Here is an 18,048-nt window from a genome sequence, read left to right as displayed (position 1 = left end):
TGATGTCCGCTGCTCTGGCCGGCCTAGAGGGGGCGGAGGGGCGTCGCCCAGCCATCGTGATCCTCGATTTCGGCTCCCAGTATTCGGAGTTGATCGCCCGCAGGGTGAGGGAAACCGAGGTGTATTCCCTGGTGTTAAGCCACACCACCACATTGGAGCAGCTGCGGGAGTTGGCGCCAAAGGGGATCATCCTCAGCGGTGGCCCGAATTCCGTTTATGCAGATGGCGCACCAGTAAGCGATCCGGGCCTCTGGGAATTGGGAATACCAGTGCTTGGTGTGTGCTACGGCATGCAGTTGATGGTGCAGCAATTGGGGGGCCGGGTGGAGGCCTCGGAGCGGGGTGAATACGGCAAAGCACCGCTTTGGGTTGATGATCCCACCGATCTACTAACCAATGTGGACGATGGTTCCACCATGTGGATGAGCCATGGGGATTCGGTGGTGGCCCTGCCAGAGGGTTTTAGTCGATTAGCCCACACCGATAACACTCCAGAGGCAGTTGTTGCCAACCACCAGCGCAGGCTTTACGGCGTGCAATTTCACCCAGAGGTGGTGCATTCAAGTTGTGGCATGGCGCTATTGCGCAATTTTGTTTATCACATTTGTGGCTGTGCCCCCGATTGGACCACCGATGTATTTATTGATGAGGCAATTGCCTCAGTGCGAGCTCAGGTGGGAGATAAGCGAGTGCTACTAGCACTTTCAGGCGGTGTTGATTCATCTACATTGGCTTTTCTTTTGCATCGTGCCATCGGAGATAAGCTCACATGTATGTTTATTGATCAGGGCTTTATGCGTAAGGGCGAGCCTGAATTTTTAGTTGAATTTTTTGATAAACGCTTTCATATTAATGTGGAATATATCAATGCTCGTGAAAGATTTATTGCAAAACTTGCCCATATTTCTGATCCGGAGGAAAAGCGTAAAATTATCGGTGCAGAATTCATCAGGGTATTTGAAGAAGAGAGTAAAAAATTAGGACCTTTTGATTACTTAGCCCAGGGCACTCTCTACCCTGATGTGATCGAAAGTGCTGGCACTAATGTTGATCCAAAAACCGGCGAAAGGGTGGCAGTAAAAATAAAAAGCCACCATAATGTTGGAGGCTTGCCAAAGGATTTGCAATTTAAACTTGTGGAGCCTTTGCGGCGTTTATTTAAAGATGAAGTGCGTAAAGTTGGCCGTAGTTTAGGTTTGCCAGAGGAGATAGTTAGGCGCCATCCTTTCCCCGGACCCGGCCTTGCTATTCGTATTTTGGGTGAGGTGAATGAGGAGAAATTACAAATCCTTAGGGATGCAGATTTAATCGTGCGGGAGGAGGTGCGTGATGCGGGGCTCTATCACGAAATTTGGCAGGCCTTTGCCGTGCTTTTGCCCGTGCGCAGTGTGGGGGTAATGGGTGATAAACGCACCTATGCCTACCCAATCGTGTTGCGTTGTGTTGGCAGTGAAGATGGCATGACCGCCGATTGGTCGCGCTTGCCCTACGAGGTGATGGAACGCATCTCAAACCGCATTGTTAATGAGGTGGAGGGTGTTAACCGAGTTGTATACGACATCACCAGTAAACCCCCAGGCACCATTGAGTGGGAGTAGTTGAGCTTGTAATAGTTGCCCGGTGGTCTTGTGTCACCGGGACTTGGCCATGGATGGCGTTGACAGGCAGGGGTGGCCCAGCCCAAGGTTCGCGGATCTGTCAAGACTGGTGCGCCCTTGCCAGCAGCGATAAAATTAGGCCCCTTACCTAAACCTGTGGGCGCCACCGCTTCGCTTCAGCAGGATCCCCAGCTGCAACGCAGGTTGCAGCAAGACAGCATCGAGATTGCTGGTAAAACCATCTATCTGAATCCATTCCTCTATTGGCGTCGCTTTGATGCCAACACCGACCGCTGGCTGCGGGAACCGGGCCAGATGGAAGAGGAGCAAATTCTAAAAAATCGACTGCGTTTCTATCCCGAGGTGGTGTGGGACGGCCTCAGTGAAGAAGAAAGGGCTATCAAGGCAGGGGCAGTGGAAATGTTCCTTAAAAGCCTTGAATTGATCAGTACCTTTAATCCTGAGCTCACCGCTGGCCAGTTGCTGGAACTGGAGCGCAAGATGGCGGTTACAAAAAAACGGGCTTTTGAGCGCTGGGTGGCTAAGTCGCTTAAGCGCCGCAGCCAAGCCCAACGGGCCGAGAAGCGGCGTTTCTCCCGCGACCGTTGGCTTAAGGAATGGCAGGAGTGGAGCCTTGATCCCGTTACCCGCAATGCCCTGCTGCCAATCAGTGGTTTGGTGTTGCTTGCTGGTTTAGGCGGTTGGTTTATGGGCGCCCAACAGTTTTGCCGTCCGTTAATCTTGCAACCTGGTGTGCAACAGCTGCGTTAACGCAACTCATGAGCCAATCCCCAACCTCGAATCCGCTTTTGAACTTGGGGTTGCAGGCGGCCCAACGGCTTGTGCAGGAGGCCTTGGCAAAGTTTCAAGGCACACCTGTTGATAGCGACGATTTAGTAACGGTGCAGGTAACCGTTTCAGAACCACCTGCAGAAACAGTTGATTTAAGTGAGCGCTTAGCTGCTATTTCAAAGCGTTTAAGTGCATTGCAAAAACTATTGATTAAATGACCCCGTCCATGGGGCGCCGCGGCCAGCGTTTTAGCGGCATGGATCAACAGCCGGCTTTGTTGCTGATTTTTATTATTGCCCTACTAACTGCAATGGCAGGCCGATTGGCCTGGTTGCAATTGGCCCATGGCAGCGAAAATCGCGTATTGGCCGATGAAAACCGGGTGCGCCTAGTGCCCCGTTCGCCAATGCGGGGCAGGTTATTGGATCGCCGCGGCCGGTTGATGGCCGGTAATCGCCTCACCTATAACCTTTATTTATTACCTAAGGAGCTCAATGATGCCCGCTGGCAGCAACTGCAACCGCGTTTAGCTAATTTGCTGCAAATACCGGCTGATCGTTTAAATCATCAGCGCCAAAGTGGCCTTAACCCCGATGGTTATCGCATTGAATTAATCGCTGATTTAAAACCTGATCAGGTGCTGCGTTTAAAGGAACAACAGGCGAATTTACAGGGTTTACAAGTGGATCAGGATTATCGCCGCTCCTATACCTACGGCGCCCTCGGTGCCCATGTGTTGGGTTACACCAGCCCAATTACCGATGCTGAATATCAGTATTTAGAAGAGAAGGGTTACCGCATCCAAGATCGCATTGGCCGCATCGGCATAGAAGCTGTATATGAAAATCACCTAAGGGGCGAATGGGGCGGCCAGCAATTGGAGGTTAATGCTGCCGGTGAGGTGCAAAGGGTATTGGGTGATAAGCAGGCAAAAGCAGGAAAAGATCTCACCCTCACCTTGGATTTGGATCTACAACGGGCTGCAGATGAGGCCTTGGGAACCGTTGCAAAAGGAGCGATCGTTGCTTTAGATCCCCGCACCGGAGCGGTGCGAGCAATGGCAAGTAAACCTAATTATGATCCAAATATATTTTCGCGTAATATCAACACAGCCGAGTGGAAATTTCTTAATCGAACTGAGGCGCCATTATTAAATAGGGCGCTGCAGGGATTTCCACCGGCCAGCACCTTCAAGATTGTTACCACCGCCGCAGGTATTGAATCTGGCTTGATGAATGCTAAATCAACATTGCCAACCTTTAATTCATTTTGCTATGCGGGGATGTGCTACGGCGACCACGGTAGTTTTGGGGCGATTGGCTTTCCCTTGGCCCTAGCAGTTAGCAGTAATAGTTTCTATTACCAGGTTGGTTTAAAGGTGGGTGAGGCGGAATTATTTAAGGCGGCTAGGCGTTTTGGTTATGGCAGTTATACGGGTATTGAATTAAAAACGGAAGAATCACCTGGTTTGCTAGGTGATGCCGCCTGGAAAAAGCAGGTGTTGAAAGAAGCTTGGACGCCCGTAGACACAATTACCTCTGCAATTGGCCAGGGAGCATTGCAGGTAACACCATTACAAATGGCTCGTTTATATGCAGCTGTAGCAAATGGTGGCAATTTGGTAACACCCCATTTGGTGGAGGGTAAGCATGTGCCAAAACCGCAAGGAATGGGTTTAAAAGCAGACACAATCAAGATGTTGCATCAAGGCCTGCGCCGCGCCGTAACGGAAGGTACGGCAAAGGTGCTAGCCGATCCAAATCTGCCGGCAGTGGCAGGTAAAACCGGCACTGGCGAGGATCCACCCAGGCCAGACCATGCCTGGTTTGGTGGCTATGCCCCAGCCGAAAAGCCGCAGCTTGTGATCGTTGCGTTTGCCGAAAATAGCGGTGGTTATGGCGGCACGGTTTCAGCGCCGATGGTGAAAAAACTAATGGAGGTATTTTTTAAAAAAATGCCAGCTCAAGCTGCTTTAACTAATTCAGGCGCTAAACCCACCACCTGGCCGTAGTAATTGCGCAGTTGAGCGGTGGCGCCAGCCCAACCCCAGCGTTCCGCTTCCGCCCTGGCCTGCTGCCGCAGTTGCTGCCGCTCATTGTGGTTACCCAGTAGCCGTTTAGTGGCAGCAATCAAGCTGGCAGCCCCATCGTTCGGGCCATCCGGTTCATATAGGCAGCCATTAACACCATCGGTAACGATGTCGGGGATGCCGCCGCGGCGGGCGGCCACCACTGGGCTGCCGGCAGCCATAGCTTCCAGTAGCACCAGGCCTAGGGTTTCAGTGCTGGAGGGGAACAGGAAGGCATCAGCGCTGGCATAGGCGCCAGCCAGTTCCTCCCCCCCTAGGTAACCCACAAAGGTGGTGGCGGTGCCGGCAAATACTTTTTCCAACTGCTGCCGATGGGGTCCATCACCCACCAAAGCCAAACGGGCTTGGGGAAGGGCATCAAGCACAGGCCGAATCCGTTCAATTTGTTTTTCAGCTGATAGGCGGCCCACATAAAGCAGAAGGGCATCGCTGTTGCTGTTGTTGCCAAGCAAGCGGTTGCGAATTTCAGGCCGAGCCCGTTCCGGTTGAAATAGATCGGTATCAACACCCCGTTGCCAAAGGGCGGTGTGTTGAATGCCATGGCTGCGCAATTCAGCCACCATGGCCGTTGATGTGCATAGATTCAGCTGGGCTTGGTTGTGGGCCGCCTTGAGCAATTCCCAAAGCAGCGGCTCCAACATGCCCATGCCGTAGTGCTCGAGGTATTTGGGCAGATGGGTGTGATAGCTGGCCACCAGTGGTAATTCACGGGTTTTTGCCAGCCAAATGCCCCCTAAACCCAACACGGCTGGGTTAACAACATGCACCAGATCAGGTTGAAATTGATCGAGGGCATCAGATACCGCTGGCCGTGGCAGGGCCAATTTGAGCTCGGGGTATAGGGGCAGCGGCATCGCTGGCACCCCAACGATGCGGGCACCGGCAAAACTGCTGGGTGCCCCCTCTGGGCAAAAAACCAACACCTCATCGCCAGCAATTACCAGTTGCTCAACCGTGCGGGTGAGCCTGGTAACAATCCCATCCACCTTGGGCAGAAAGGTTTCGGTGAAGAAGGCAATTTTCAAAGCCTTAGCCCTGGTTTAAGGCCTGGGCCTGGGTTTGGGTCCAGGCAGACACACAGGGGATCCGGCTGCGGTTGCAGCGATCGGCATAGCGTTTGGCCACATCCACCACCTCATTCATCAAACCGTTATCGAGGGTGGTGGGTTCAAGGCCAAGCTCGATAAAACAGCGGTTGTCAACGATCAGATCATTTTCAATCGCTTCTTTGCGGGGATTGGGCAGATAGTTGATGCTCGCTCCTGTGAGGGCAGCTACTTTTTCAGCTAGGGCACCAACCTGATGGCTTTCGGTCATCTGGTTGAAGATTTTTACCTTTTCAGCTGCGCTGGGGGGATGTTCAAGGGCAAGTTGCACGCAGCGCACGGAATCACGGATGTGGATAAAGGCGCGGGTTTGACCGCCGGTGCCGTGCACGGTGAGGGGATAGCCGATGGCCGCCTGCATTAAGAAGCGATTTAAAACGGTGCCGTAGTCGCCGTCGTAATCAAAACGGTTGGTTAAGCGCGGGTCGCGGCTGGTTTGTTCCGTGTTGGTGCCCCACACGATGCCCTGGTGCAGGTCGGTGATGCGGATGCCGTCGTTTTTGTTGTAGTAATGAAAAAGCAGTTGATCAAGCGTTTTTGTCATGTGATAAACGCTGCCTGGATCCGATGGATGCAGGATTTTTTCCACAAAACGGCTGCCGTCTGGTTGGGGCACTTCAACGGTGAGGTAACCCTCGGGGATGGTGGCACCGCGATGGGAGCCATAGCCATAAACCCCCATGGTGCCCAGGTGCACGATGTGCACATCCAGGCCGCTTTCAACGATGGCGCAGAGCAGGTTGTGGGTGCCGTTTACGTTGTTATCAACGGTGTAGCGCTTTGTAACACTGTTTTTCATCGAGTAGGGAGCAGCCCGCTGTTCAGCGAAATGCACCACCGCTTGCGGTTGCTCCTGGCGCAGCAGTTCCACTAAGCGGTCGTAATCCTGGGCAATATCAAGGTTGATAAACCGCATTGGTTTACCGCCCACTTCCTCCCATACCCGCAACCTCTCGCCGATGCTGCTGATGGGGGTGAGGGACTCAACCTCCAGATCGATGTCGATCTTGCGGCGACTGAGGTTGTCTACCACCACCACATCGTGGCCACCATCTGCGAGGTTCACGGCACAGGGCCAGCCGCAGAAGCCGTCACCACCGAGCACCAAGACCTTCACGCATGTCTCCTGTCGATTGGAGCCCGGCTCCATCAGGGCAAGCTACTACAGGGATCCCGGTAGGAATTGCAAAGGGCCCCAGATGCTTTGATCAACTGCCCACCAAGCCGGTTGTTGGTGAGCTGGCACTTGCTTCCCTGCGGCGGGGCATTGCACCGGCCAGCAGGGCCTCGCGGCCTGCGGTGGTGGCCAAAGCCATGGCCCTGGCCATGCGGGCGGGGTTGGCGCTCAGGGCAATGGCGCTATTGATCAAAACGGCATCAGCGCCCATTTCCATCGCGAGGGCAGCGTCGCTGGGTATGCCGATGCCGGCATCAACCACCACTGGAACCTGGGCCGCTTCGATGATCAAACGGATATTGGCCAAGTTGGCTAGGCCTTGGCCACTGCCGATCGGTGAGGCCAGCGGCATCACCGTTACGCAACCAACCTGCTCCAGCCTTTGGGCCAGCACTGGGTCGGCATGGATATAAGGCAGCACGGCAAAGCCCTCCTTCACAAGGGTTTCAGCGGCCTCCAGGGTGCCGATTGGATCCGGCAGCAGGTGGGGCCCTGGGGGAATCACCTCAAGCTTCACAAAATTGTTATCCGATTGGCCTGCTAGGGCCGCTAGTTCCCGTCCCAGGTGGGCCACCCTGATCGCCTCTGCGGCGGTGGCGCAACCGGCGGTGTTGGGCAGCATCCAGATTTTCGACCAATCGATTGCTTCCATCAGGCCGCCATGGCCTTGGGCATTGCTTTGCACACGCCTTACGGCAACCGTAACGATTTCACAGGCACTGGCGGCAATGCTTTGCTGCAAGGCATCGATGCTTGGATATTTGCCGGTGCCGGTGATCAAACGGCTGCTGAACTCACGGCCGCCAATTAGCAGTGGATCTGCGGTGGTAATCATGTTGTTGTTTTGCATGGCTGGGGGGCAGAACGGATCAAGAGCTGGCGGGGCGATAGTCATTTATGGGGGTTAACCCCCTACGGTTTGGGCAGAGCTCCATCCTGTGATGCCGCTGTTGCTTACCTTGCCCCTGCTAGCGGCAACACCGCCGGCTTTTGTGCCATTTAAACCACCCGCTGGGGTGGATTCTGGTTTGCTCAGATTGGAGCCCTTGGATCCCCTTAATGCAGATCGCATTCAAGTTGATAATTTCGATCCAGAGGCCTATGCCCAATATTTAGTTGGCACCATGCCGCGCCAGTGGCGCGGTGCCCTGAGTACAAAAAATGCCCCCCGTTCCATAGTTGCTGAATTAAATATCAATCGCCTTGTGGCAATTGGCCAGCGTTTAGATTTATTTGGTGTGCTCACTTTAGGCGGCCAATCGGTGCCGGTGCAGGCAAATATAAATGCTAAAAGCGATCAAATGGAGATGTTATTACTAGGTGATAAATTGCCAGTTGGCTTGGAGCCCGGTGGTGAATTCCAAGGTTTGGAAATGTTGAAATTAAGTAGTTGGGAGGGTCCGCGGCTCACCAGTGCTGGTGCAATCCTTGAGCTAGCACCTGTTGCAAATAGCGCCCCAGCCCCTGCGGTGCGCGGCCTTTGGTAAGTTGATTTTAGCTATTTTATAACTTTTATATTTACTTATTCGGTATTGCCTCTGGCTTAAGCAATTTTAAGCGTTTGATTGCTGTTGGATTCGTTGGCTCTAGTTCCAGCACTTGAACATAGGTATTGATTGCATCACTGAGTTTTTGCTGCTTCTCTAGGGAATAGGCCATATTATTTAGGGCCACAGGATATTCAGCCTTTGCCCTTAAGGCGAGCCTGTAATGACGAATCGCATCATTATGGTTTTGTTGAGCAGCTAAAGCAAAACCAAGGGCATTTTGCACAAGGGCCTGGGCTTCTTCCGGTTCATTATCAAGTTGTTTAACCGCTTTTTTTAAAGTGGTAACAGCTTGAGCAAATAAGCGTTTATCCAATTGCACCGAACCAAGTTCATAGAGGCTGGCGGCTTCCGCCTTGGTGTTGCCACTGCACTGCAGCTCCAATTTGGCCAGGCGAGCCTCATCTTTCCTCACCCTCAATACCTGCCGGGCTACCACCACTGCCACCAGGCCAAGCAGGCCAATCAAGCCCAGTAGATAGGCCTGGGGCAGTGTTATTTCCATCAAGCCTTAGCGGCACCCACCACCTTTTCAAAACTGGTGGGATCGAGGATTGCAATTTGAGAGAGCATCTTGCGGTTAATGCGCACATCAGCTTTTTTCAAACCGCCCATCAGGCGGCTGTAGCTGAGGCCATTGATGCGGGCAGCGGCATTGATGCGAGCAATCCAAAGGCGGCGGAAATCGCGCTTACGGCGGCGACGGTCGCGATAGGCATTGCATAGGGCCTTCATGACCCGCTGATTAGCGGTGCGGAACAAGCTGCCGTTGCCACCACGGAAACCGCGGGCTATGCGAAGAATCTTGTTACGACGTTTACGGGCAACGTTGCCCCTCTTAACGCGGGCCATGGTTCAGAAATAAATGCAGGTAGGAATAAAAAATGAAGCAGCCGGCGATCAGCTGGCGTAGGGAAGCATGAGGCTTACGCGGTCGTGGTCGGTTTCATCCACCACTGCCATGGTGCCCAAAAAGCGTTTGCGCTTAGGGCTTTTATGGTCTAGCAGGTGGTTGTGAAATGCATGACGACGCATGAATTTGCCGCTGCCCGTAATGCGGAAACGCTTGGCGGCGGCCCGGCGGGTTTTGAGCTTCGGCATCTCTAACGTATGGCGCGCAAACAACCAAACTAGCTTCTCAACCTCCCTTTTGCCTAGCTGCGTGCGTTTAGTTCCATTCGCCTTATTTGTGCCCTTGGCCTTAATGGCCGCCTGTAGAAGCGAATTGCAGGCGGCTGATCTGCCCCTGCACTGGCCCACTAAGGCGCCGCCAGCCATAGCCGGCAGTAATCCCGTGGTGTGGGTGGGCATTGCTGAGCGCTTGCCGGCCGCCGCTGCACCCCTGGAATTAAGGGCAGCAGCAGGGTTTCTCACCCTGCGGGATAGCAAGGGGGTTCAACGCCAGGCGGATCGCTTTGAAATCCATTGGGTGCGCCAGCCTTTGGCTCGGCCGCTGCTGGTGGAGCGGCGGGTGTTGGGACCTTTCCCCAGCTATGAATCGGCATATGAGCAGGCTCGCCTTTGGCGTTTAAAGGGTGCCCAGCCCCTGTTGGCGCGGCCGGGGGATTGGGAGGTGTGGGCCCCCCTTGAAAGCCCAGCCCCTGATGGAATTAGCAGCGAGGTGCGTTTGAATAATCGCCTGCACTGGCAGCCGCAGTTAAGGCAAGCCGGCCAGGTTTTAAATCTTGATGGACCGATTCAATTGAAAGCACCCCGGGGGTTGCTTTGGAATGGCGGCGTTTATGGCGGACCCTTCCGCTTGCAACGGGATGCCTATGGCACCTGGGCCCTAGTTGAGCAGGTGCCTTTGGAAACCTATCTGCAGGGGGTGGTACCCCATGAGATTGGTGCTTCTGCCCCCGCCGCTGCCCAGGCTGCCCAAGCGGTGTTGGCCCGCACCTGGGCCCTGGCTAACCAACAGCGCTTTCATATCGATGGTTATCACCTTTGCGCCGATAGCCAATGCCAGGTTTACGGCGACCCAAGCCAGGTGGGCAGCAAATTGCGGCTGGCCCTTGATGCCAGCAAAGGTTTATTGCTCACCTGGAAGGGAAAACCGGTCCATGGGGTTTACAGCGCCTCTAATGGCGGGGTTTCAGCTGGGTTTGAGGAGGGTTGGGGGGGTGGTTCCCTGCCCTATCTAAAGGCCCAGCTGGATGGCCCAGGTAGCGAGAAAAAACGTTTTCCCTTGCCAATCATCGAAGGGGTTGGGCTCAATAAATTGCTGGAAGATGGTGCCAACCTGCATGGTGCAGCCCATCCGCGCCACCGCTGGCAGCGGCGGATCAGCAGCCAAGAGCTTGCCGCCCTTGCCGCTTCAGCGAAATTGGGCAATGTTCAAAACTTGTTGGTGCAGCAGCGGGGCCCCAGCGGCCGGGTGGTGGACCTTTTAGTGCAGGGCAGTGAGGGTTCATTGAATTTGCGTAGGGATCAAATCCGCAGGCGCCTGCGCCAATTACCAAGCACACTTTTTGTGGTTGTAAAAGAAGAGCCTGGGGTTTGGCGGTTTGATGGCGCTGGTTTTGGCCATGGGGTTGGCCTTTCCCAAGCCGGTGCCATCGAATTGGCCCAAAAGGGCTGGAGCAGTGCTCAAATCCTCAAGTACTACTTCCCGGGCACGGTTTTGGAAAAGTTGAAAAGCTTGCCTAGGTAGCTATTCCCTTAAAGTTGGTGCCATTGGGGAGGAAACGCCATATGGCTGAAGGCGATTCCACTCAATTGTGTTGGCCCGAAGGCCGTAGGCGCAAGGCCCTGATTTTTGTTTTGGCTTGTTTAGGTGCTGGGGCAGCACCCCATTGGCTGGGTCCCTTGCGGGGCCTGCTGCCGGCATTAGGCGCAGCATTGTTGCTGTGCGGCTATGGCTTGCGCACGATGTTTAGCAGCAGCGTTGATATGGAGCCTTGTTTGCCTGTGGATGGGGCCAACCAGCTGCCCCGGGTTGATGTGCTGGTGGCCGCCAGGGACGAGGAGGCCGTAATTGGCCGTTTGGTGCAGGCGGTGGCGGATTTGGATTACCCCAAGGATCAGCTCAACCTTTGGGTAATGAATGACGGCAGCTTGGATAACACCGCCAAGATCCTGGAAGGCCTTAAACAACATTTTCCTTTCCTTCACGTGCAGCATCGCCTGCGGGATTCAGGTGGTGGCAAGAGCGCAGCCCTCAATGCCCTATTGCCCCAGCTCAAAGCTGATTGGTTGATGGTGTTAGACGCAGATGCCAGCTTTGCTCCAGATCTGTTGATGCGTTTGCTGCCGCATTTGCAACGGCGCCAATGGGGTGCCCTGCAATTGCGCAAGGCGGTGGATAAGGCTGAAACCAGTTGGCTAACCCGCTCCCAAGCCCTTGAGATGGCCTTTGATGCGGTGATGCAAGAGGGTCGGATTTGTTCTGGGGGTATTGGTGAATTACGGGGTAATGGACAACTACTGCGGCGCGAGGTGTTGCTTGCCTGCGGTGGATTTAATGAAGACACAGTTACCGATGATTTAGATCTGAGCTTTCGATTGCTCTTGGCTGGAGAAGCGATTGGTGTGATCTGGAATCCACCGGTGCAAGAGGAACCAGTTGCCCGTTGGGGTGCCCTGTTGCGCCAAAGGCAGCGCTGGGCTGAGGGTGGTTTGCAGCGTTACCTTGATTACTGGCCTGCTTTGATATCAAACAAGCTGAGCATTAAACAAAGGCTTGATTTATTGGTATTTTTCCTTCTCCAATATGCATTGCCAGTGGCAATTTATGGTGATTTATTTGCCGCATTAGCCTGGCGTGAGTTGCCACTGCTCTGGCCTTTATCAATATCAACGGTAGGTTTCAGCGCCCTTGCGATTAAACGTGCCGGCAGCCGCTTTAGCGAAGGCCCGGCCCTACCTTCCAGCTCAGGATTAACTTTATTAATTGCCAACACATATCTTATGCACTGGTTTTTAGTGATCCCTTGGGTTAGTTTAAAGATGGCTTTTAAACCAAAAAGATTGGTATGGGCAAAAACCGCACATGTGGGCTTGTAATTTAATCAATATTTTCTTCTGCTGCTATAACCTCGCCGTTAAAAAATTCAGCTAAGCGTTTAGCTTCCACTTCAATGCCATTACTTGGGCTTGGTTGTTTTGTTTCTTGTTGAAATTCTTGTTTGCTTTCAACAGCTGCTTTGCTCTCAATAACTGGATTGTTTTCAATAATTTTAACTGGTGTTAGCGGTGCAGCTACTTCAATAGGTGCATGAGTTTGGGCACTACCTGTTTCCAGCATTAGCTGCCGCGGCGAGCCCAAGGCCCGCTCAGTGGCTTGCTCCAATAGGGGCAGGCGGCTTTGCACCATCGCCAGCCAATTTGGCGCTACTCGCACCACAGCTTTTGATTTATCAAGCCGCACTAGTTCGCCCTGTTGTGATAGCAACATGCGGGTAGAAGGTAATTCCAAACTTGCCAAGATCTGTTGCCAAATGGCTGCTAAATCGGGTCCGTTTTGATTTTCTACTGGCGAAGCTGTAGCTGTAGTTGGGGGATTTGGAATTGCAGCTGGAATTTGACTTTGAGTAGAAGTTTGCGCTGGAGTGGTGGTTGTAGTTGGTGTTGAAACTGCTGTTGGCGCGCTGATAGTGCTCTGTTCCGCCAGTAATCCCAGCATTAAAACCTCAAGCCATAAACGCGGTTGGGCGCTCTGGCGTAGTTGGGCCTCACTACCTTTTAAACCCTGTTGCCAAGCCAGCAATTTTTGCAGGCCAGCTTGGTTTGCTAACGCCGGTAATTCAGCCCTATTAGCTGGAGAAAAGCTGCTTAATTCCGGTTGGTCCGGTGCAGCTAAAGCCAGCACTAAATCCCGCAATAAACCCGCAATACCCTGAAGCACTGCGGTGGCTTCCCTACCGCGATCCAGAAGGCCGCGGCAATTTTCCAATAGGCCAACGGGATCAGTTGCAACCAATGCCCTCGCCAGGCTCAATAATTCCTGTTCTGGCACCGCCCCAAGTAGTTCCCAAACCGCCTCTGGTTCCACCGGCGGCGGCAGCAAACTGAGTTGATCCAGCAGGCTTTCCGCATCCCTTAGGCCCCCTTGGGCCAATTGGGCCACTAGGTGCAAGGCCGCTGCATTGATTTGGATTTGCTCTTCTTTGGCAATCCAAGCCAAATGACTTTCCATCGACCCCAAGGGAATACGGCGAAAATCAAACCGCTGGCAGCGGCTCAAGATCGTTGGTAACACCCGTTGGGGATCAGTGGTGGCGAGCACAAACACCACCCTTGGTGGTGGTTCCTCCAGGGTTTTTAGTAGGGCATTAAAAGCTGCCGTTGAAAGCATGTGGCATTCATCCACCACATAAACCTTCCAGCGCGCCTGCACCGGTGCAAAGCGGGAGCGTTCGATTAAATCGCGGATGTTGTCTACGCCTGTATTAGATGCGGCATCTATTTCGATCACATCAAGGGCGCTGCCGGCTGCGATCGAGCGGCACAATTCGCAGCTACCGCAGGGTTCTGGCGTGGGGCCATCACTGGCAATGCAATTAAGCGATCGAGCCAGAATGCGAGCGCTGGAGGTTTTGCCCGTTCCCCTCGGGCCGCTAAATAAGTAGGCCGGTGCAATGCGACCAGTGCGTAATGCATTGCTAAGGGTGGCTGCAATTGCCTCCTGGCCCACTAGCTGATCAAACCGCTGGGGCCTGTATTTATGGTGCAGCGGTTCGTAAGCCATGGCTAGAGGCTACTCAGGCTTGGGGTTTTCCCCTCAGTAAATCTTGGAGCTGGCTTTTTAGGGTTTCCACCGCCTGCAATTGATCTGCAAAGGTTTGTTCACTGAGTTGTTGGCGCTTTTGTTCCAATTTTTTTAGGCCATTTTTAAGTTCTTTTAGGCCATGGCTAATATTTAGTTCTTGATTGATATTTAGGCCCTGTTCTAATAACATTTGACCGTAACCCAAGGCCTTTTCCACTTGGCTGCTGCGGTGGCAACCGGTTTTACACCAAACTGCAAAGTGTTCGCAGTTATTTAATAACAGGTTGTAGCGTTCTTCCCCCAAGCGTCCCATCGCTCGCCGCAGGGTTACACCAACGGGATCAGCATCAGCATGGGGCACTATTTTGAGCGGTTCACCTAGGCTGAATTCTTCTACGCTGCTGCGCAGAATTTGTTTTCCCTCCAAATAATGCACCACGGTTCCATCGCCAAGATCGATGCCATGGTGCATAAATAAACCATGGCCCCTAGGTACCTCTAGGTGATCGGCCGCGGCCATTGGCTCAGGCCGTTTCCTGTTGATCCAGGCTGGTGGGATGGGCTAGAACCTTGGCACCATGGCGTTCTTCCACTAATTCTTGGGTAATAACAAATTTGGGTACATCATCCCTGCCAGGTAGGTCGTACATCAAATCAAGCATCAGCTCTTCCACAATTCCGCGCAGGGCCCGGGCGCCAGTTTTTCTGCGGTTGGCTTCAATCGCAATTGCCCTAATCGCCCCTGGTTCAAATTCCAAACGCACACTATCCATAGAAAGCAGGGTTTGAAATTGCTTCACTAGGGCATCGCGCGGTTCGGTGAGAATTGCCTCTAGGGCATCCTCATCTAGGGGTTCGAGCACGGCGCTAACCGGCATGCGACCAATGAATTCAGGGATTAGGCCATATTTCACAAGATCATCGGGTTCCAGGTGGCGCAATACCTTGGCGGCATCCAATTCCTTATTGCGATTGCGGCCCCTGTTGTCGGTTTGCACAAATCCGATCGCATTGCGGCCCAAACGCCTTTGGATCACATCCTCGAGGCCAACAAATGCCCCGCCGCAGATGAATAGGATCTGGCTGGTATCTATTTGAATGCAGTCTTGATAGGGATGTTTGCGGCCGCCTTGGGGTGGCACATTCGCCACTGTGCCCTCAAGCATTTTTAGTAGTGCTTGCTGAACACCTTCACCGGATACATCGCGGGTGATCGATGGATTTTCACTTTTACGGGCAATTTTATCGATCTCATCAATATAAATAATGCCCCTTTGGGCTTGTTCCACATCTAAATCCGCCTTTTGCAGTAAGCGCAGCAGGATATTTTCCACATCCTCTCCCACATAGCCGGCTTCCGTGAGGGTGGTGGCATCAGCCACGGCAAAAGGCACCTCAAGCAACTCAGCCAGGGTTTGGGCGAGCAGGGTTTTACCGCAGCCCGTGGGACCGATTAAAAGGATGTTTGATTTGCTTAAACGGGTGGCACTCTCCTCCCGTTCACCACTGCCATCCCCCTGCCAGGCCAAGCGTTTGTAGTGGTTATAAACAGCAACGGAAAGCACTTTTTTTGCTTCCTCTTGGCCCACCACCTGGCGATCAAGGAAACTTTTTATCTCCCGTGGTTTCGGGATGCTGGCAAGGGTGGGAACAGGTTTAGTTGCTTTTTTGCTTGGAACCGTTTTACGACTGTTCTCCTGGTGGGCATGGCGGCTACCTCCTTGGGCTTCCACCAGCTCCTCATCAAGGATTTCGTTGCATAGGTCGATGCATTCGTCGCAGATATAAACGCCGGGCCCGGCAATCAACTTGCGCACTTGTTCCTGCGATTTACCGCAGAACGAGCACTTCAGGTGGGCATCGAATTTGGCCATCGCCTGTTGCTGGTTACCTTCCTAGAAAACAGGATCAACCCCAAAAGGGCTCGCGTCAATCGTCAATCAACTACTACTTTGTCGATAAGGCCATATTCCACAGCCTCATGGGGTGAAAGAAAGTAGTCCCTGTCTGTATCCTCGGCAACTTTTTCGATTGGTTGGCCCGTGTGTTCGGCCATTAAGCCATTGAGCGTTTCTTTGAGAAACAGAATTTCTTTGGCTTGGATTTCAATATCAACGGCCTGGCCCTGGGCGCCACCAAGGGGTTGGTGGATCATTATCCGGGCATTGGGCAGGGCTAAGCGCTTGCCTTTGCGGCCGCCGCAAAGCAGAAAGGCACCCATGCTGGCGGCAAGGCCATAACAGATCGTTACCACATCTGGGCTCACCTGCTGCATGGTGTCGTAGATGGCGAGGCCAGCCGTAACGGAGCCGCCGGGGGAATTCAAATAGATCTGAATATCTTTCTCAGGGTCTTCCGCTTCCAGGAAAAGCAGCTGGGCAACGATTGCATCAGCCACCGCATCATTAATCGGTGTGCCGAGGAAGATGATCCTTTCCCGCAGGAGCCTTGAATAGATATCAAAGGCCCGCTCACCTCGCCCGGATTGCTCCACCACGGTGGGAACCAGGGTGTTTTGCCAATGGCTATGAACCGGATGGTGGCTTAAAGCGTTGAGCACGGGCCGCTGCTGGATTCCATTCAATCTATGGCTTTAGCCTTTGCCTTGGGCTTGGCTTTTGATTTAGGGCTTTCAGCGGGCTTTTCAGCACCAACAATGGTGATGCTGGCATTGGCTTCCAGCCAAGCAAAAACCGCTTCCTTGAGTAGGTCTTCCGACACCGCAGCCCGCAAGCGGTTTTGATCGATCCGGTTGGTGTCGCTTAAACCACGGATCACCTCCTTCATTTTTGCTTCCAATACCGCCGCATCCACACTGATGGCCTCCGCCTTGGCAAGGGCTTGCAGGGCAAGGCTGCTTTGCAGGCGTTCGGTGGCTTCTGGCCGAGATTTACTCGCCAAATTGCGCACCACCTCAGGGGTAAATAGCTTTTTGATATCCAGCCCCTGTTGGGCCATCTCAGCAGCGGTTTCCTGCAACATCGCGTTTATTTCCTCTTTAACCAAACTCTCTGGTATTTCAACTTCAAGTTCCGCCACTAAAGCCTTGAGTAAGGCCTGCTCGCGGTTTTGTTTTTGGCGTTTTTCGGCATCTGCTTTTAGGCGGGTTTCCAATTCGGCCCGCAGCTCCTCCAGGGTTTCCTTATCGCTTGCCTGTTGAGCAAAGGCATCATCAAGCGTGGGAAGTTCCTTGGCCTTGAGGTCGTTGAGGCTGATTTTGAACTTTGCAGCGCGGCCGCGGCAGGTTTCATCTTGATAGTCGCTGGGGAATTCACAGTTCACCTCAGTTTCAGCGCCGAGTTTTAGCCCCACAATCCCTTCTACAAATCCGGGAATCATTCGACCCTCCTCCAATTCCACCTCAAGGCTTTCGGCGCTGCCACCACTGATCGGTTCATTGGTATCGCTAAAGCTGCCACTGAAACTCACCACTGCCACATCACCCATGGCGGCAGCCCGATCACTAATCGGCACCAAGGTGGCCAGTTGCTTGCGGGATTGCTCTAGCAATTCATCGATGCGCTCAGGGTTGTAGAGCACCTCCTGGGCCTCTGCCTTAAGCCCTTTTGTGGTTTTTAACTTCGGAGTGGGTGGCACATCCATCTCGAGCTTCAGCAGCAGCTCCTTACCCGGCTCAAATTGCTCCAAAAGCGTGTCGAAGCCACCGCTTAATTCCGGTTGGCCCAGGGCTTCTAGGTTTTCTTGGCTTAGGGCATCGCGCAGCACCGCATCAACCAATTCCTCAAGGGCGGTGGCCTTCACCCGCAGTGGGCCAATTTGTTGCAACAGCACCGAGCGCGGCACCTTGCCCTGGCGGAAGCCAGCCAACTTCACCGTGCGACCTAATTTCAGCAGGGCAGCTTCGTAGGAGGCTTGGCAGCGGCTGCCTGGTACCCCCACCTCAAGGGCTAAACGACTGCCGGGGAGGGGAGAAGTGCTGACCTTAAGGGTGCTGCTCATGGGTGGGCCAAATGGAACCAAGCCCGTGATCCTAGAAACAGGCCGGTGCACACCCCCCAAGCGCCTATT

The 18,048-nt window shown here is 53.6% G+C and carries 18 protein-coding genes; 7 read left to right on the top strand and 11 right to left on the bottom strand.

From position 1 onward, the window contains the following. Positions 1-2: 2 nt before the first annotated feature. From guaA to mrdA, 4 genes are all read left to right on the top strand, one after another. The gene (guaA, locus tag KBY68_RS03535) at positions 3-1,598 is read left to right on the top strand and encodes a glutamine-hydrolyzing GMP synthase (protein ID WP_255095912.1); all 1,596 of its coding nucleotides are present in this window, start codon (positions 3-5) and stop codon (positions 1,596-1,598) included. A 117-nt stretch (positions 1,599-1,715) separates the two neighbouring features. Beyond that, positions 1,716-2,369 carry a DUF8672 family protein gene (locus tag KBY68_RS03530; protein WP_255095911.1) on the top strand — a complete coding sequence of 218 codons (654 nt, stop codon included), beginning with the start codon at positions 1,716-1,718 and terminating at the stop codon, positions 2,367-2,369. An 8-nt stretch (positions 2,370-2,377) separates the two neighbouring features. After that, positions 2,378-2,608 carry a hypothetical protein gene (locus KBY68_RS03525; RefSeq protein ID WP_255095910.1) on the top strand — a complete coding sequence of 77 codons (231 nt, stop codon included), beginning with the start codon at positions 2,378-2,380 and terminating at the stop codon, positions 2,606-2,608. Beyond that, positions 2,605-4,401, top strand: coding sequence for a penicillin-binding protein 2 (gene mrdA, locus KBY68_RS03520; protein ID WP_106499036.1), 1,797 nt, complete (start codon positions 2,605-2,607; stop codon positions 4,399-4,401). Before KBY68_RS03525 ends, mrdA begins: the two co-directional genes overlap by 4 nt. Here mrdA and KBY68_RS03515 read toward each other — a convergent pair. From KBY68_RS03515 to KBY68_RS03505, 3 genes are all read right to left on the bottom strand, one after another. Next, entirely contained in the window at positions 4,353-5,504 is a 1,152-nt protein-coding gene (locus KBY68_RS03515; RefSeq protein ID WP_255095909.1) for a glycosyltransferase family 4 protein, read from the bottom strand. The genes mrdA and KBY68_RS03515 overlap by 49 nt on opposite strands. A gap of 4 nt (positions 5,505-5,508) precedes the next feature. After that, a complete protein-coding gene (locus tag KBY68_RS03510) occupies positions 5,509-6,702 on the bottom strand; it encodes an NAD-dependent epimerase/dehydratase family protein (RefSeq protein ID WP_255095997.1) in 1,194 nt (397 codons plus the stop codon). A 91-nt stretch (positions 6,703-6,793) separates the two neighbouring features. Then, positions 6,794-7,597 (bottom strand): thiazole synthase, encoded by an 804-nt coding sequence (locus KBY68_RS03505; protein WP_255095996.1) that lies wholly within the window; start codon positions 7,595-7,597, stop codon positions 6,794-6,796. A gap of 106 nt (positions 7,598-7,703) precedes the next feature. Between KBY68_RS03505 and KBY68_RS03500 the strand changes: the two genes are divergently transcribed. After that, positions 7,704-8,249 (top strand): hypothetical protein, encoded by a 546-nt coding sequence (locus KBY68_RS03500; RefSeq protein ID WP_133165142.1) that lies wholly within the window; start codon positions 7,704-7,706, stop codon positions 8,247-8,249. A 31-nt stretch (positions 8,250-8,280) separates the two neighbouring features. Here KBY68_RS03500 and KBY68_RS03495 read toward each other — a convergent pair whose 3' ends face one another. From KBY68_RS03495 to rpmI, 3 genes are read right to left on the bottom strand one after another with little or no spacing between them, the layout of a single operon-like run. Further along, the gene (locus tag KBY68_RS03495) at positions 8,281-8,814 is read right to left on the bottom strand and encodes a tetratricopeptide repeat protein (protein WP_106499032.1); all 534 of its coding nucleotides are present in this window, start codon (positions 8,812-8,814) and stop codon (positions 8,281-8,283) included. Continuing rightward, positions 8,814-9,161 (bottom strand): 50S ribosomal protein L20, encoded by a 348-nt coding sequence (gene rplT / locus KBY68_RS03490; protein WP_106499031.1) that lies wholly within the window; start codon positions 9,159-9,161, stop codon positions 8,814-8,816. Before rplT ends, KBY68_RS03495 begins: the two co-directional genes overlap by 1 nt. Positions 9,162-9,209: 48 nt before the next feature. Further along, positions 9,210-9,410: a 50S ribosomal protein L35 gene (gene rpmI, locus KBY68_RS03485; protein ID WP_106499030.1), complete on the bottom strand. Its 201-nt coding sequence runs from the start codon at positions 9,408-9,410 to the stop codon at positions 9,210-9,212. A gap of 61 nt (positions 9,411-9,471) precedes the next feature. Here rpmI and KBY68_RS03480 point away from each other — a divergent pair, with 61 nt between their 5' ends. Together KBY68_RS03480 and KBY68_RS03475 are read left to right on the top strand one after the other, a co-directional pair. Next, a complete protein-coding gene (locus tag KBY68_RS03480) occupies positions 9,472-10,962 on the top strand; it encodes a SpoIID/LytB domain-containing protein (protein ID WP_255095908.1) in 1,491 nt (496 codons plus the stop codon). A 41-nt stretch (positions 10,963-11,003) separates the two neighbouring features. Continuing rightward, entirely contained in the window at positions 11,004-12,314 is a 1,311-nt protein-coding gene (locus KBY68_RS03475) for a glycosyltransferase family 2 protein (protein ID WP_255095907.1), read from the top strand. A 1-nt stretch (position 12,315) separates the two neighbouring features. Here the strand turns inward: KBY68_RS03475 and KBY68_RS03470 are convergent, their stop codons facing one another. The 5 genes from KBY68_RS03470 to tig all read right to left on the bottom strand — a co-directional run bounded on the left by KBY68_RS03470 (position 12,316) and on the right by tig (position 17,979). Beyond that, the gene (locus tag KBY68_RS03470) at positions 12,316-13,998 is read right to left on the bottom strand and encodes a DNA polymerase III subunit gamma/tau (RefSeq protein WP_255095906.1); all 1,683 of its coding nucleotides are present in this window, start codon (positions 13,996-13,998) and stop codon (positions 12,316-12,318) included. 13 nt (positions 13,999-14,011) lie between these two features. Further along, a complete protein-coding gene (locus KBY68_RS03465; RefSeq protein ID WP_106499024.1) occupies positions 14,012-14,539 on the bottom strand; it encodes a lecithin retinol acyltransferase family protein in 528 nt (175 codons plus the stop codon). Positions 14,540-14,543: 4 nt separating this feature from the next. Then, the gene (gene clpX / locus KBY68_RS03460; RefSeq protein WP_106499023.1) at positions 14,544-15,893 is read right to left on the bottom strand and encodes an ATP-dependent protease ATP-binding subunit ClpX; all 1,350 of its coding nucleotides are present in this window, start codon (positions 15,891-15,893) and stop codon (positions 14,544-14,546) included. Between the two features lie 62 nt (positions 15,894-15,955). Further along, positions 15,956-16,579 carry an ATP-dependent Clp endopeptidase proteolytic subunit ClpP gene (gene clpP / locus KBY68_RS03455; RefSeq protein ID WP_106499092.1) on the bottom strand — a complete coding sequence of 208 codons (624 nt, stop codon included), beginning with the start codon at positions 16,577-16,579 and terminating at the stop codon, positions 15,956-15,958. 20 nt (positions 16,580-16,599) lie between these two features. After that, positions 16,600-17,979 carry a trigger factor gene (gene tig, locus KBY68_RS03450; protein ID WP_106499091.1) on the bottom strand — a complete coding sequence of 460 codons (1,380 nt, stop codon included), beginning with the start codon at positions 17,977-17,979 and terminating at the stop codon, positions 16,600-16,602. Positions 17,980-18,048: the final 69 nt, after the last annotated feature.

The organism is Synechococcus lacustris Maggiore-St4-Slac, from assembly GCF_024345595.1.
Classification (GTDB): Bacteria; Cyanobacteriota; Cyanobacteriia; order PCC-6307; family Cyanobiaceae; genus Synechococcus_D; species Synechococcus_D lacustris.
This window is presented reverse-complemented; position numbering and strand designations above follow the sequence as displayed.